General features: G+C 40.4%; 15 protein-coding genes. 8 read left to right on the top strand and 7 right to left on the bottom strand.

Annotation, left to right across the window (positions count from 1 at the left end):
• Positions 1 to 32: 32 nt before the first annotated feature.
• The 3 genes from M3P19_RS11165 to M3P19_RS11155 all read right to left on the bottom strand — a co-directional run bounded on the left by M3P19_RS11165 (position 33) and on the right by M3P19_RS11155 (position 4,611).
• A complete protein-coding gene (locus tag M3P19_RS11165; protein WP_249657749.1) occupies positions 33 to 2,231 on the bottom strand; it encodes a xanthine dehydrogenase family protein molybdopterin-binding subunit in 2,199 nt (732 codons plus the stop codon).
• Positions 2,224 to 3,741, bottom strand: coding sequence for a CRTAC1 family protein (locus M3P19_RS11160; protein WP_249657748.1), 1,518 nt, complete (start codon positions 3,739 to 3,741; stop codon positions 2,224 to 2,226). The genes M3P19_RS11165 and M3P19_RS11160 overlap by 8 nt, the downstream gene beginning before the upstream one ends.
• Before the next feature lie 114 nt (positions 3,742 to 3,855).
• A complete protein-coding gene (locus M3P19_RS11155) occupies positions 3,856 to 4,611 on the bottom strand; it encodes a LytTR family DNA-binding domain-containing protein (protein WP_249657747.1) in 756 nt (251 codons plus the stop codon).
• A 179-nt stretch (positions 4,612 to 4,790) separates the two neighbouring features.
• Here M3P19_RS11155 and M3P19_RS11150 point away from each other — a divergent pair, with 179 nt between their 5' ends.
• Genes M3P19_RS11150 through M3P19_RS11135 form a run of 4 tightly spaced genes read left to right on the top strand, consistent with a single transcriptional unit; the run spans position 4,791 to position 7,201 of the window.
• The gene (locus M3P19_RS11150) at positions 4,791 to 5,633 is read left to right on the top strand and encodes a bifunctional helix-turn-helix domain-containing protein/methylated-DNA--[protein]-cysteine S-methyltransferase (protein ID WP_249657746.1); all 843 of its coding nucleotides are present in this window, start codon (positions 4,791 to 4,793) and stop codon (positions 5,631 to 5,633) included.
• Between the two features lie 8 nt (positions 5,634 to 5,641).
• Positions 5,642 to 6,337, top strand: coding sequence for a 2OG-Fe(II) oxygenase (locus tag M3P19_RS11145; RefSeq protein WP_249657745.1), 696 nt, complete (start codon positions 5,642 to 5,644; stop codon positions 6,335 to 6,337).
• Complete coding sequence (locus tag M3P19_RS11140) at positions 6,337 to 6,636, top strand: Ada metal-binding domain-containing protein (RefSeq protein WP_249657744.1); 300 nt, start codon at positions 6,337 to 6,339, stop codon at positions 6,634 to 6,636. Before M3P19_RS11145 ends, M3P19_RS11140 begins: the two co-directional genes overlap by 1 nt.
• Positions 6,605 to 7,201 carry a GNAT family N-acetyltransferase gene (locus tag M3P19_RS11135; protein WP_249657743.1) on the top strand — a complete coding sequence of 199 codons (597 nt, stop codon included), beginning with the start codon at positions 6,605 to 6,607 and terminating at the stop codon, positions 7,199 to 7,201. Before M3P19_RS11140 ends, M3P19_RS11135 begins: the two co-directional genes overlap by 32 nt.
• 2 nt (positions 7,202 to 7,203) lie before the next feature.
• Here M3P19_RS11135 and M3P19_RS11130 read toward each other — a convergent pair whose 3' ends face one another.
• Positions 7,204 to 8,331 carry a glycerate kinase gene (locus M3P19_RS11130; RefSeq protein ID WP_249657742.1) on the bottom strand — a complete coding sequence of 376 codons (1,128 nt, stop codon included), beginning with the start codon at positions 8,329 to 8,331 and terminating at the stop codon, positions 7,204 to 7,206.
• A 164-nt stretch (positions 8,332 to 8,495) separates the two neighbouring features.
• Here M3P19_RS11130 and M3P19_RS11125 point away from each other — a divergent pair, with 164 nt between their 5' ends.
• On the top strand, positions 8,496 to 9,194 hold the full coding sequence (locus M3P19_RS11125; protein WP_249657741.1) for an SIMPL domain-containing protein: 699 nt from the start codon (positions 8,496 to 8,498) through the stop codon (positions 9,192 to 9,194).
• Between the two features lie 36 nt (positions 9,195 to 9,230).
• Positions 9,231 to 9,725 (top strand): DUF6265 family protein, encoded by a 495-nt coding sequence (locus M3P19_RS11120; protein WP_249657740.1) that lies wholly within the window; start codon positions 9,231 to 9,233, stop codon positions 9,723 to 9,725.
• A 2-nt stretch (positions 9,726 to 9,727) separates the two neighbouring features.
• Here the strand turns inward: M3P19_RS11120 and M3P19_RS11115 are convergent, their stop codons facing one another.
• Both M3P19_RS11115 and M3P19_RS11110 read right to left on the bottom strand, forming a co-directional pair.
• Positions 9,728 to 10,309: a TetR/AcrR family transcriptional regulator gene (locus M3P19_RS11115; protein WP_249657739.1), complete on the bottom strand. Its 582-nt coding sequence runs from the start codon at positions 10,307 to 10,309 to the stop codon at positions 9,728 to 9,730.
• 36 nt (positions 10,310 to 10,345) lie between these two features.
• Complete coding sequence (locus tag M3P19_RS11110; protein ID WP_249657738.1) at positions 10,346 to 11,095, bottom strand: SDR family NAD(P)-dependent oxidoreductase; 750 nt, start codon at positions 11,093 to 11,095, stop codon at positions 10,346 to 10,348.
• Positions 11,096 to 11,228: 133 nt separating this feature from the next.
• Here M3P19_RS11110 and M3P19_RS11105 point away from each other — a divergent pair, with 133 nt between their 5' ends.
• Both M3P19_RS11105 and M3P19_RS11100 read left to right on the top strand, forming a co-directional pair.
• Positions 11,229 to 11,801 carry a pentapeptide repeat-containing protein gene (locus M3P19_RS11105; protein ID WP_249657737.1) on the top strand — a complete coding sequence of 191 codons (573 nt, stop codon included), beginning with the start codon at positions 11,229 to 11,231 and terminating at the stop codon, positions 11,799 to 11,801.
• A 10-nt stretch (positions 11,802 to 11,811) separates the two neighbouring features.
• Complete coding sequence (locus tag M3P19_RS11100; RefSeq protein WP_249657736.1) at positions 11,812 to 12,165, top strand: hypothetical protein; 354 nt, start codon at positions 11,812 to 11,814, stop codon at positions 12,163 to 12,165.
• 10 nt (positions 12,166 to 12,175) lie between these two features.
• Here M3P19_RS11100 and M3P19_RS11095 read toward each other — a convergent pair whose 3' ends face one another.
• Complete coding sequence (locus M3P19_RS11095; RefSeq protein WP_249657735.1) at positions 12,176 to 12,646, bottom strand: CBS domain-containing protein; 471 nt, start codon at positions 12,644 to 12,646, stop codon at positions 12,176 to 12,178.
• Between the last annotated feature and the right edge of the window lie 11 nt (positions 12,647 to 12,657).

The following is a 12,657-nucleotide window of genomic DNA, read 5'->3' as shown; positions in this document are numbered from 1 at the left end:
TGGTAAGTTCATGTATTTAATATACAAAAAATTTATCCGAAAGTAAAATAGTGCGCCAATGGCAACGTTCGTATCCGTTGTCCTGTTGCCGCAAAAATGGCATTGGCCAAAGCTGGAATTGCTGGAGGTAAAGGCGGCTCTCCAAGTCCTCTGGGTGGCAAGTCATTCACAATGAATTCCACTTCAATTTCCGGCACATCCCGCATTCGAATCCACGGGTAATTGTGAAAATTGGATTGTTCCGTAGCACCATCCTTAAAGGTAAGTTCCCCATAAAGCGCAGCACTTAATCCTTCCAAGATACCACCTTCAACCTGGGCCTCAGCACCAGAAGGGTTAACCACAATTCCGCAATCCACTACAGCATCTACCTTTACTATTTTAAGTCGATTGTTGTCATCCACCTGCACCGTGACCACTTCCGCAATAAAGGAACCCGCTCCTTTGCGAGCGGCAAACCCCCTACCCTGTCCTTTTGGAAGTGGCACATCCCAATTGCTAAGCGCCCGTACTTTCTCGATGACATGGATCATCCGACCATTATCAAATTCGTAATCCCCTGCCACCGGAACCATCCTTGCTGGACCCAAAAACTTTAAAAAATAATCGATAGGGTCCATACCTGCTTTATAGGCCAGTTCATCCAAAAAACAATGAATTGGAAAGGCATTGGCAGATGCCGATACTGCCCTCCATTGCCCTAGTGGTATATCACTAAGTACATGACCGTATTCCAACTGAAGGTTGGATACAAAACCTGCTGGAAACTCGTATTCATCAATTTCCGTTCCCGCTGGCCTACCTTCTCTTCCCAAGGATGTTTTCCGTGATGCGTTTGCAAGTATATGTTGCCATCCCATGACCATTCCCTCCTGATCTAATGCTGCTCTTATTTTTTGAACGCTTCCCGGTCTGTACCAATCATGCTTGATGTCTTCTTCCCTGCTCCATAGCAATTTAACCGGTCTTTTCATTTTTTGGGAAAGAATGGCCGCGTCCATCGCGTAATCCACATAATATCTTCTGCCAAACGCACCACCTATTCGGGGCAGATGAATCTTAATCTGCTCAGGTTGCAATCCAAATAGTTTTATCAACCCATTTTGAAGGGCTTCAGGATTCTGTGTGGGTGCCCATACCTCACAGTAATCATCCCTAAAATCCACGGTACAATTCATGGGTTCCATGGGTACATGCGCCCAAAAAGGTAGTTCATAAATGGCTTCGTGAATACTGGTGGCATTACTTTCGGCCATTTTAATATCACCATCCGTTCGCTCAATACTGGTATCAGAAAGCTGCTCATAAAATCGTTCAAAAATCGCTTTGGAATTCTCCTGTCTTGCATTGGAATTGTCCCATTCAATTTCCAATGCCTTCGCGCCTTTAAACGCCGTCCAAGTGGAATCGGCCATTACGGCCACACCGTTAACAAAGTTGGGACTATTGGCAGCCAAAAGTCTACCACCATATTTTTGATTATCCAATTCCTGGACCGCAACCACACCTTGAATTGACTGTGTCTTGGTGGCATCAAATCGAAGTACCTTGCCCTCATGCACCGGATTTTTGCGTACCGTGGCATATAGCATGTTGGGCAATTTAATATCGATGCCGTAATTTGCCTTTCCACAAACCATTTCATTCAATCCGTATTGTGGTTTGTCTTGTCCAACAATATAATACTCTGATTGGGGTTTGAATTCCACTTCCTCAGGCAATTGGAGTTGGGACGCTTGTATTAGAAAATCCTGGAATGCACTCTTCTTTCCGGTTTTTGCATGGATTATTTGATTGTTTTTAGTTGTTAATTCCGAAAAGGGCAATGCCCATTCTGTGGAGGCCGCCTGCAACAATACATCCCGAACCATGGCGCCAGCCGTACGCATCAAATCCCAATTCAAAATGATCGCATAACTTCCTCCGGCCCATTGTTCGTCATATTTTACATCAAAATCTGCTTGAACAATCTTGACCTTACTCCAATCCGCTCCCAATTCCTCAGCCAAAATCATAGGAAGCGAAGTCTTCACACCTTGTCCAATTTCTGGGTTTTTGGCAATCAAAGTAATCCAACCATCTGTGTCTATTTGGACCAGTGGTGAAAATTCAAATGTTTCTGCTTTTTCGGAATTGTTGATACAGGATTCCAAATGTACCCCCAATACTAGGGCTCCCGTGGCTGTCAAGGACAATTTTATAAAATCCCTTCGTTGGATTGTTTCAATCATTTGTCAGTTTTTTGAATTCGATGTTTTCCTTTACGAGATAAGTGGCATTTATGGCGATACTATTTGAAACATCAACTATCCCTGAAGACCATAGTACCTTCATTTGTGAAATACTGGTATTCTTGGGTATCCCAAAATGTAATTCTGGGGCATTTTCGCTCCCATATCCTGTTTCCCTGGTAAAATATCTGGTTAATTGCCTACCATCGGATAGTTCTAGAATGACCCAACTACCAATCCCAAAAGAATTGGACTTATTTCCTTGCAGTTTGATTTTCAGCCAACGCTGTGAAGGCGATTCATTGCGATATAAGTCATTGAGTTCTGCTTCTCCACCCCAATTGCAAACGTAGATGTCCAAGTCACCGTCGTTGTCTACATCGCCCGAAGCCGTACCTGCAGAAATATGTGGTTGGATAGCCACAATTGATTCATATATCCTTTGAAAGTGCTCCTCTTGGTTCCCAGAGAATAGAAAATTTTGTATTTCTGGATACCCTTCCGTGCCATTGGCTACATAAAGATCTAAGTGCCCATCAGAATTAAAATCCCCCCAAGTCTGTCCTTTTGAAGGTCGATTGCTGCCATTCATCAATACACTTTCTGTCAACGGTTCAAACTTGCCATCGCCTTGGTTTTGATACAAACCGTTTTCATCTGACCTTGAAACGTTGGTCACATAGATGTCTAGGTCGTGATCATAATCCATATCAACTAGGGTTACCCCGTATGATGCAGTCAAGGTTTCAACCGCAGCACCTTTAAGCTGCTCTACAAACTCGTTATCCTTGTTTCCGACGTAAAGATAATTGCGATGTTTACCGACAAATTGCCCATTTTCCTTCACCACAAAGTTGGCAACGTATAAATCCAAGAAACCATCACCATTGATATCCCCCCATGCGCAAGATCTTCCATCTCCGCCATTACCTATCCAAGGTCCAACTTCCTTTCTATAGAAGCTTCCCTTGCCATTGTTAATATATAGTGCATCGTCCTCGCCATCTCTATTGACCACAAATACATCCATGTCTCCATCTAAATCAAAATCACACCAACAGGCACCTGGAGAATTGGTCTGGTCTGATGTAAGTTGACTGGCATCACTTTGGGTAAAATGACCCTCTCCATTATTGAGGAATAATAAGTTGGGGGTGCCAAATTGTGTTGTGAAAAATAAATCCAAATCACGGTCATTGTCCACATCAACGGTATGCACAGATTCACTCCAAGCCCTAACATTGTTGGAGGCAATGTATTGCAACACATAATTCTGTCCGTTATTAAAAAGAATGGTGTTCCCAAGCATCGAAAGTGAGTCTACTTGATTGGCCACAACGATATCCAAGTAGCCATTGCCATCCAAATCTGCAATGGATACCCCGCGTGAACCCTGTTTAACGCCAATATCTTCTCCTCTTACAAACTCAAAATTTTGAGCATGGACCAAAGAATAGAAAAGGTAAAAACTGAATACAAGAAATCGTGTATGTGCAAAATGTAATTGCATGGGGTAAGTTGATTGACGAATTTCATTATATAAATGGACACTTAAACTTACCCATTTGAAGGATGGTCAAACATACAATGCAGTAAATGAACGGGAAATTGATAGTGAACGGTCTTAATAAACACGTTCCTTAAATAGCTGGGTGACGTCTTTGATAAAACTCTTGCTAACCCTTCGCCTTGTGCCGTCTTGCATGATGACTTCCAAGGTACTTCCGCTTCCTCTTGCAAGTTCCACTACATAATCCATATTGATGATCGTTGATCTATGGATTTTAAGAAAAGTATGCATTGGAAGAATCTCCAAATATGTTTTCAAAGGTTTACGCATCATGAAAATCCCTTGGTTGGTAGCCAATTTAGTGTAATAATTTTCAGAGACCAACCATTGTATATCGGACGGTTTACAAAAAAATTTATTGCCACCTCGGGTCAGTTCCAAAAGCAATGGTATTTTCTCCGCCTGCTCTTGTGAGGTATTCAGTTTATCGACCATAAACCAAAGCAGTGCTAAATCAATCAATGTCCAAAACACAAAAAAATAGCGATAAACCCCAAATCTGGAACCAGGTAAATCCAAATACGGACTAGCAGTGGAGCTTAGCAAAAAGAACCAACCAAAATGTAATCCTACCAATATAACACCAATCAACGTTAATTTTGCCAAACCAATCTTGGTATTCACAAGGTTTCGATGCATCTTTCGCAACAGGATAAAACCCAAAATCCATGGCGCCCAAACTCCTATCTGCCAAATCAAAACGTGTATTAAGGAAACCTGATCTCTTGTGGCATATTCCCGCCAGTAAATCAATCCGCCCAGTACAAGTGCGATAATTAGGATTAGAAATACGAAATTCTTCAGTTTCATAGCGCGAGCTTCTCAACACAAAACATTTAAATTTACTAAACGTTTGACAGCTTTTTGTAAGAACGATGCAATATGTCCAAGCAAAGCTTTAAATTCTAAGTTTTCCGTTGCATTCAGCAAGAAACGGGTTTTGAACCTAGGGGTGCGACACTACTTTTGAGGCATAAAATAACTATGTCATGAGCGAACAAGATCAATTGAATTATCAGCGAATTGCTACTGCAATTTCACATATTCGAAACAACTTCAAGGATCAGCCTTCATTGGCTGTAATTGCAGAAAAAGTACACCTAAGCCCATATCATTTTCAGCGATTATTCAAGGAATGGGCTGGCGTAAGTCCAAAAAAGTTCCTTCAATATACCAGTGTGGAACATGCCAAATCACTCTTAAAGGAATCCGAAACCACCCTATTCGATACCGCTATGGAAACGGGTTTGTCTGGTACCAGCAGACTACACGATCTATTTGTGTCCATTGAGGGGATGACTCCTGGCGAGTATAAAAATGGCGGCGAAAACCTCACAATTAACTACAGTTATGCCATTAGTCCTTTTGGATTGGTAATCATTGCGTCAACAGCAAAAGGATTGTGCCATGTGGCCTTTGTGGAAGACGAAGAGAAAGGACTATACCAACTTATGCAGGAATTCCCAAAGGCCAATTACCAACAAAGAGTAGATCAAATTCAAGTCAATGCTTTGATGATATTTGCCAACGATTGGAGTCAAATACCAAAAATTAAATTGCATTTAAAGGGTACTGAATTTCAGTTGAAGGTATGGGAATCTTTGCTCAAAATCCCAAAAGGTGCTCTTGCCACCTATGGAACCATAGCAAAAGACATAGGAAAACCAAATGCTTCGAGGGCCGTTGGTACTGCCATAGGCAGTAATCCGATAGCCTATCTGATTCCTTGTCATAGGGTCATCCAGTCCTCTGGAAATTTAGGTGGTTATCGATGGGATCCGCTGCGTAAAACTTCAATAATTGGGTGGGAAGCTGCGAAAACCCAACACTAGAATTTATTATGGAAATGCAAATAGATTGGAACTCACTTCAAAGTGAAATCCGAAGGAATGGCTATGCCATAATTGATTATGTTCTCAACAATGAGGAATGTGATTCGCTTATCCAAGACTATAACAATCTTGAATTGTATCGTAAAACAGTGCATATGGAACGTTATCGTTTTGGAAAGGGTGAGTATAAGTACTTTACATATCCTTTACCACAGATCATTGAAAACCTAAGGACCACAATCTATCCTCATTTGGTCCCCATTGCGAATGAATGGCATAGAAAGCTGAAGCTTAATGAATATTTCCCTCAAAGATTAACGGACCTACAGGAACTTTGTAGATCAAAAGAGCAGCGCTTAGCCACACCCTTGATTCTAAAATATGGTGTTGGCGGTTACAACACCTTGCATCAAGATTTGTATGGTGAAGTGTACTTTCCCATGCAAGCGGTATTGATGCTTTCTGAACCAAATAACGAATATAAAGGAGGTGAATTTGTATTAACAATGCAGGTGCCACGTGCACAATCCAAGGCTATTGTGTTGAGGCCCAACAAGGGCTCTATGTTGATTTTTCCGACCAATTATTTGCCAAAAGAAGGGAAAAGGGGGTACTATAAAACCAAGATGAAACATGGCGTGAGTGAAGTATTGGAAGGTCAACGTTACTCCCTTGGTATTATATTTCATGATGCATTGAAATAATGGTAGCACATAACGATATTTCAAATAGGACGTTACTAGAAGCAGTAAAAAGCAAGAACTTGGTTTTAGGTGGAAATCGCAATCTTAAGATTTACGGCACGCTGAAGTGTAAATCGGGGAAACGTATGCTCAAGCAAAATCGAGTCTTCTTTTCCTCAGAGCATGAAGCACTAGCGCAAGGTTATCGCCCATGTGGACATTGTATGCATAAAAAATACCTCGAGTGGAAAAACAATACACTTATCTTTGATTCCAAAAGTCAATCAAATGGAACCGTGGACAAAACCTGTAGCCCTTGAAGGAAAGTTGGTAAAACTCATCCCGCTGGACCTGTCACATCAAAATGATTTGTTGAACGCGGCTTCAGATGGAAATTTATGGGAATTATGGTTCACCTCAGTTCCGTCAGCCGCCACAATTTCCAAGTATTTGAATTCAGCATTTGAAAATCAACAGAAAGGTCTTGCACTTCCCTTTACCATTATTGACAAGAAAACCAATAAAATTGTAGGTTCCACCCGCTATTTGAATATTGAAGCGGAAAATCGAAGGCTGGAAATTGGAGCTACCTGGTATGCAAAGTCGGTACAGCGAACGGGCATCAATACCGAATGTAAATACTTATTGTTGCAGCACGCTTTTGAAACATTAGGCTGTATTGCCGTGGAGTTTCGTACGCATTACCACAATTTGGCTTCTCGCAATGCCATTTTAAGACTAGGCGCCAAACAGGAAGGGATTCTTAGAAACCACAGAATTGATCCTCAAGGGAATTATAGGGATACCGTTGTATTCTCAATTTTGGACAACGAATGGAAAACTGTAAAAGCTTCATTGGAATATCGAATGAACAAATCGTATTGAATTTAATGGTTTAACAAACGGGCAAAATTAAAACTTGCCAATTCCAAATTGCTAAAGCTATTGGACTTTGCCTTTTCCAAATCTCCAATTTCATTAAGAATAGAGACTGCATATTGCAACCCTAAATCTTGGATTTGATCCATAGTAAGCGTTATGGAACCACACAAGGCGGCAACTGGGATTTTATGTGAAGCAGCTACTTGAAGGACCCCATTAATGGTTTTCCCAGACAAGGTCTGACCATCTAACTGACCTTCTCCTGTAATTATCCAGTCCGCATCTACCACAGCGGATTTGAAATTGGCCAATTCCATGATCAAATCAACTCCTGAAGTTAATTCGGCATCCATAAAAACCTTTGCTCCCGCACCCATTCCTCCGGCCGCACCCGCACCTGGAATTCCCTGTACATCTAATCCAAAAGTTAGATGGATTACTTGAGCAAACTGTCTCAATCCATTATCCAAGATTTCAATTTCTTCTGGAGAGGCCCCTTTCTGTGCACCATAAATATGTGCTGCACCTTTAGCACCATAAAAGGGATTGTTCACATCACAAGCTACTTGAACCGCAACAGCGTTTAGTCTAGGGTGCAAATGCTCTTTTTCAATGCGCTGGACTTTGTCCAAATTTTTTCCAACGGGTTCCAAAGGATTGTTCTCGCCATCATAAAAGCGATACCCGAGCGCTTGTGCCAAACCCATACCACCGTCGTTAGTAGCACTTCCTCCTATTCCTAAAATTATCTTTTGGACGCCTTGGTCCAGTGCATTCACAATTAATTGACCCGTTCCAAGAGAAGTTGTATGCATGCAATTCATTTCGGAATGTTGCAACAACTTGTACCCTGAAGCTTCCGACATTTCCACATAAGCCGTTTTTTTGTCCTGGGATAACAAATAAGTCGCATTTATTTCTCGGAATAAAGGATCTTGGACAAATACTGTTTCCAGTGTGGCATTAAGGTATTGTTGAACGACTTCCAAGGTGCCGTCTCCGCCATCTGCCAAGGGTTTTTTGATGATTTTCGATTTCGGGAACACTTGCAGGATCCCATTTTCAACGGCATTGCAAAATTGTGCCCCCGAAAGGGAACCTTTGTATTTGTCAGGAGCGATTACAAATTTCATGGGCACCATTAAAAGCGAATTCGTAGTTTAATTGTTTCTGAAAGTACAATGATCGGTCCACAACGCCAAAGTCTGGTTTTATAACCAGCATAACACTGCACTAAAATTCACATTTTAAAGCGTAATTTTGGAATGGAAGTTGCATTCACCTAAAAAAACACATCATGAAAAAATTAGTTACAATTCTTTTAATTACTGTATTTACAATGACTGCATATTCCCAAACAAAAAACTTTTTGGACTCACCCTATTTGGAAACTTCCGCCCGGGTTGACACCTTGGTAACTCCAGATAAAATCTATCTTAATATCACTATTCAAGAAAAAGACTCTAAAGGGCGAAAATCCGTTGAGGAGCAAGAGAACAAAATGGCAAATAGTCTTAGAAATCTAGGCATAGATTTGGAGAAGCAGTTAGTCATCAAGGACTTGAGCAGCAACTTTAAAAAATATTTTTTAAGACAGAAGGAGGTTTTGAAAAGCAAACAATATGCGCTTTTGGTGCATTCAGGAAAGAAAGCTGCTGAAGTGCTGATGGCATTAGAGAAATTAGGGATTGCCAATACGTATCTGGAAAAAACCGAATATTCGAAAATGGAAGCCTTAGAACTGGAGTTAAAATCGAAAGCAGTGGCTAAAGCCAAGAAAAAAGCAGAGGCGTTAACTGCACCTTTAGGACAAACTGTTGGCAATGCCATCCATATTATGGATACTTCCACTCCATATTACCCTAGGTATAATCAACCAAGAATGGAAATGAAAACAATGGCCATGGACATGGCTGAAGCGGAACCTTTGGATATTGATTTTGAAAAAATAAAAGTGGAAACTTCTGTAAATATCAAGTTTCAATTGTCCAATTAATCGGGTTCCATACGTCATGAGGTAAAACCACCAATCATGAAGTATGTCATTCTATTTTTACTGTTCGGAGCACATAGCTGCTATGCGCAACACACAATTCAACTGAGTAAAGATACCATTTCGCCCAATGCCACATTGGAAGATGTATCTTGGATAGCCGGTCACTGGCGAGGTGAAGCTTTAGGGGGTATTGCCGAGGAAATTTGGAGCCCTCCTATGGGCGGGTCCATGATGTTTTCCTTTCGTTTGTTGCATGATGACGAAGTAACCTTTTACGAGTTTGGTCATATTAAACAACATAAGAACACCCTCATTTTACAACTCAAACACTTTGACGGGAAACTTAAAGGCTGGGAAGCTCAAGACGATACTGTAGACTTCAAACTAGTAAAACTTGAAAAAGACATAGTTTATTTTGAGGGCTTGACGATGGAAAAGACGACCACGGATGTGTTGAAAGTTTATGTACTAGTGGAAGAGGAAAGCGAACAGCGTGAATTGCTGTTCACTTATACGAACTATCAGCAGTAAGTTCAATGCAGGACGGAAAGTGCAGCCTCAACCATTTTTTTTAACTCAATAGGATTAGGGTCAACTTTTGCAACTACACGAAGGCCATTATAAAAAGTAAAGATCATGGATGCCACACCTTTGGCATCCATGCTTGATGCAAATTCCCCTGAATCAATACCTTTTTGGATTTGCAGCAGGAATAGCGATTCCAAATTTGACTTGTTCTCGCTCAATACCTTCAATAAATCTTTGTCGCCAGGGACCAATTCTGTTGTAGTATTTACCACAAAACAGCCTCTACGGCATTCATCTTCCACAGATTCCTTTATTGCAGAATCGAATAGTTTCTGAAATCCCCCCTTGACAGTCTCCGCACTTTCAAATATTCCGTTCAACCAATCGGTAGCACCCTTTCTATAATGTGCAAAAGCTTTGTCAAACAAAATATCCTTTCCTCCAAAAGTATCGTACAAGCTGGCTCTATTGATACCTAAATGCGAGACCAAATCTTGAATGGAAGTAGCATGGAACCCTTTTTCCCAAAAGAGCTCCATAGCTTTCTTCAATACTTCTTCTTCGTTGAACTGTTTAGTCCTAGGCATGTTATTGGAATAATTGTTCCAAATTTATTTAAAAAATTATACCTGTGCCAAACCTCCATCAACAGGTATCTCGGCACCTGTGATGTAACTACTATCCGCCGAAGCCAAAAACAAGGCAGTCGTTGCAATTTCGTCTGCAGTTCCAAACCTACCCAAGGAAACCATGGATGGAAAGCCAGACGCCATTTGGTCAATGTTTTCCTGCGGCACATTGTGTTTTCCATAAATAGGCGTATCAATTGGACCCGGGGCAATGGCATTTACGCGGATTCCTTTAGGACCAAATTCGGACGCCAAAGTACGGGTCAAGGAACGCAAGGCAGCCTTACTCGCCGAATAAGCGGCCATACCAGCAAAACCCTTTACATTAACAATGGAGGTGTTGAAAATAATGCTTCCACCTTCATTTACGTGATCGTATGCTGCTTTAACCGTAAAAAGAGGACCTTTTACGTTGATATTCGCTACCTCATCATAAATCTCTTCCGTAAGTTCATGGATTCCTTCCAAACGAAATACCCCAGCATTAAGAAACAAAACATCTATCTTACCAAAATGGGCAATTGTTTTGGCTATAAGCCCACGACTGTCCTCTAAACTTGATGCCTCTGCCTGTACCAATAGATAGTCCCCAGAGATTTCATCTTTAAGAGCGTCAAGTTTTTGTTGACTTCTACCTGTCAATACAACTTTGGCTCCTTCTTGTAAATACTTTTTTGCGGTGGCCAGACCTATGCCGCTGGTTGCACCTGTTACTATGGCTACTTTACCTTCTAATTTGTTCATTTAAAATGAATTATTGATTATTATTTATTTTGGAACGTTCATTCCGATACAAACATATTCTTTTTAGAACGTTCATTCCAAATAAAAGTTTTCTTTTAACATTTATTTAATTTTATACCAAACAACAATCACCATGAATGCTCCTTTTATCGCCGATAGAACATTTGTCAATGAAGACTTCACCTCAAGCCGATTGAAAAAAGGTGATTATGAAAATTGTGTTTTTGAGGGTTGTCTTTTCAAGGAGGGCTATTTAGACAATCAAAACTTTATGGAATGTGAGTTTGTAAACTGCGATCTTACCAACAGTAACATCAAACACACAATTTTTAAGGAAACCTCTTTTAAGGGTTGCAAGCTTACCGGTTTACGATTTGAAGAATGTAATCATTTACTGCTTTCCATTCGTTTTGTAGATTGTAATATGACACTTACCTCCTTTAATGGATTGGCATTGAAAGGAACCTTCTTTTCGAATTGCATCTTACAGGAATCAGATTTTACAGATAGTGATCTTAGCTTCGCACAACTGCCCTATTGCAATCTAAAAAAAGCCATATTTGAAAATACTGTTTTACACCAAACCGATTTTACGGAATCCATCGAAATAGACATTGACCCTGCTCTTAACCAACTTAAAAAAACCAAGTTCAGCAAGGAAAATGTAATCGGTTTACTGAAAAAATACGATATTGTTGTGACGTAAATCTTACGAAATGTCCGAAAAGAGCTGCTTGGAATGTGGAGATGTGTTGATAGGACGGGTAGATAAAAAATACTGCTCTGATCACTGCAGAAATGCGTATAACAATCGATTGAACAAGGATAGCAAAAACCTGGTCCGCAACATTAATAATAGACTTCGGAAAAATTATCGCGTATTAAACAGTTTTCCGTTAAAAGAGGGTAAAACCAGGACAACCAAAATGCGATTAATGGACAAAGGTTTTGACTTTGAATACATCACAAACCTATATACCACCAAAAAAGGAAGCACCTATTATTTTGTATACGACCTTGGCTATTTGCCTTTGGACAACGATTACTATATGATTGTGAAACGGGAGTAACTCGTTAAGCTTACTTCCAATTTTGGGCACTTAACTTTAACGCGGCAATTACAATATCCTTTCTACTAATCTGACCAACTAGAATATCGTTTTTCATAACAGGCAACCTACGTCTGTTATGTTTATCAAACACCCCAGCAGCGTCAAATATGCTCATGTCATGAGGAATTGTCTGAACATTCTTAGTCATGAAACGCTCAACACTTTTATCCAATATGGGTTGATTAAAGTACCTACTTTCTGAAATTTGCTTCATGCAGTCCGCTTCGGAAATGATCCCCACCAAAAACCCATTTTTATCCATAACCGGTCCCCCAGAGATATGATACTTGGCAAATGCTTCCATAACCTCCAAAATGGACTGTTCAGGTGAAAATGTCACTAATTTTTTGGTCATATAGTCCTCCACAAGAATAGGAGCATCATATTCTTTTTTGGAAGAACTCTTAGATCGAACGCCTTGAAAACTCTTGATTGCCATACCATTAACTT

The sequence above is a fragment of the Flagellimonas spongiicola genome (assembly GCF_023502425.1).
Lineage (GTDB): Bacteria > Bacteroidota > Bacteroidia > Flavobacteriales > Flavobacteriaceae > Flagellimonas > Flagellimonas spongiicola.
The sequence above is the reverse complement of the archived record's forward strand: the minus strand, read 5'-3'. Positions and strand labels throughout refer to the sequence as shown.

What these genes read in the sequence shown, in the direction of transcription:
- M3P19_RS11165 (WP_249657749.1), bottom strand. Translation starts at nt 2,231, where the DNA reads ATGATTGAAACAATCCAACGAAGGGATTTTATAAAATTGTCCTTGACA.
- M3P19_RS11160 (WP_249657748.1), bottom strand. Translation starts at nt 3,741, where the DNA reads ATGCAATTACATTTTGCACATACACGATTTCTTGTATTCAGTTTTTAC.
- M3P19_RS11155 (WP_249657747.1), bottom strand. Translation starts at nt 4,611, where the DNA reads ATGAAACTGAAGAATTTCGTATTTCTAATCCTAATTATCGCACTTGTA.
- M3P19_RS11150 (WP_249657746.1), top strand. Translation starts at nt 4,791, where the DNA reads ATGAGCGAACAAGATCAATTGAATTATCAGCGAATTGCTACTGCAATT.
- M3P19_RS11145 (WP_249657745.1), top strand. Translation starts at nt 5,642, where the DNA reads ATGGAAATGCAAATAGATTGGAACTCACTTCAAAGTGAAATCCGAAGG.
- M3P19_RS11140 (WP_249657744.1), top strand. Translation starts at nt 6,337, where the DNA reads ATGGTAGCACATAACGATATTTCAAATAGGACGTTACTAGAAGCAGTA.
- M3P19_RS11135 (WP_249657743.1), top strand. Translation starts at nt 6,605, where the DNA reads ATGGAACCGTGGACAAAACCTGTAGCCCTTGAAGGAAAGTTGGTAAAA.
- M3P19_RS11130 (WP_249657742.1), bottom strand. Translation starts at nt 8,331, where the DNA reads ATGAAATTTGTAATCGCTCCTGACAAATACAAAGGTTCCCTTTCGGGG.
- M3P19_RS11125 (WP_249657741.1), top strand. Translation starts at nt 8,496, where the DNA reads ATGAAAAAATTAGTTACAATTCTTTTAATTACTGTATTTACAATGACT.
- M3P19_RS11120 (WP_249657740.1), top strand. Translation starts at nt 9,231, where the DNA reads ATGAAGTATGTCATTCTATTTTTACTGTTCGGAGCACATAGCTGCTAT.
- M3P19_RS11115 (WP_249657739.1), bottom strand. Translation starts at nt 10,309, where the DNA reads ATGCCTAGGACTAAACAGTTCAACGAAGAAGAAGTATTGAAGAAAGCT.
- M3P19_RS11110 (WP_249657738.1), bottom strand. Translation starts at nt 11,095, where the DNA reads ATGAACAAATTAGAAGGTAAAGTAGCCATAGTAACAGGTGCAACCAGC.
- M3P19_RS11105 (WP_249657737.1), top strand. Translation starts at nt 11,229, where the DNA reads ATGAATGCTCCTTTTATCGCCGATAGAACATTTGTCAATGAAGACTTC.
- M3P19_RS11100 (WP_249657736.1), top strand. Translation starts at nt 11,812, where the DNA reads ATGTCCGAAAAGAGCTGCTTGGAATGTGGAGATGTGTTGATAGGACGG.
- M3P19_RS11095 (WP_249657735.1), bottom strand. Translation starts at nt 12,646, where the DNA reads ATGGCAATCAAGAGTTTTCAAGGCGTTCGATCTAAGAGTTCTTCCAAA.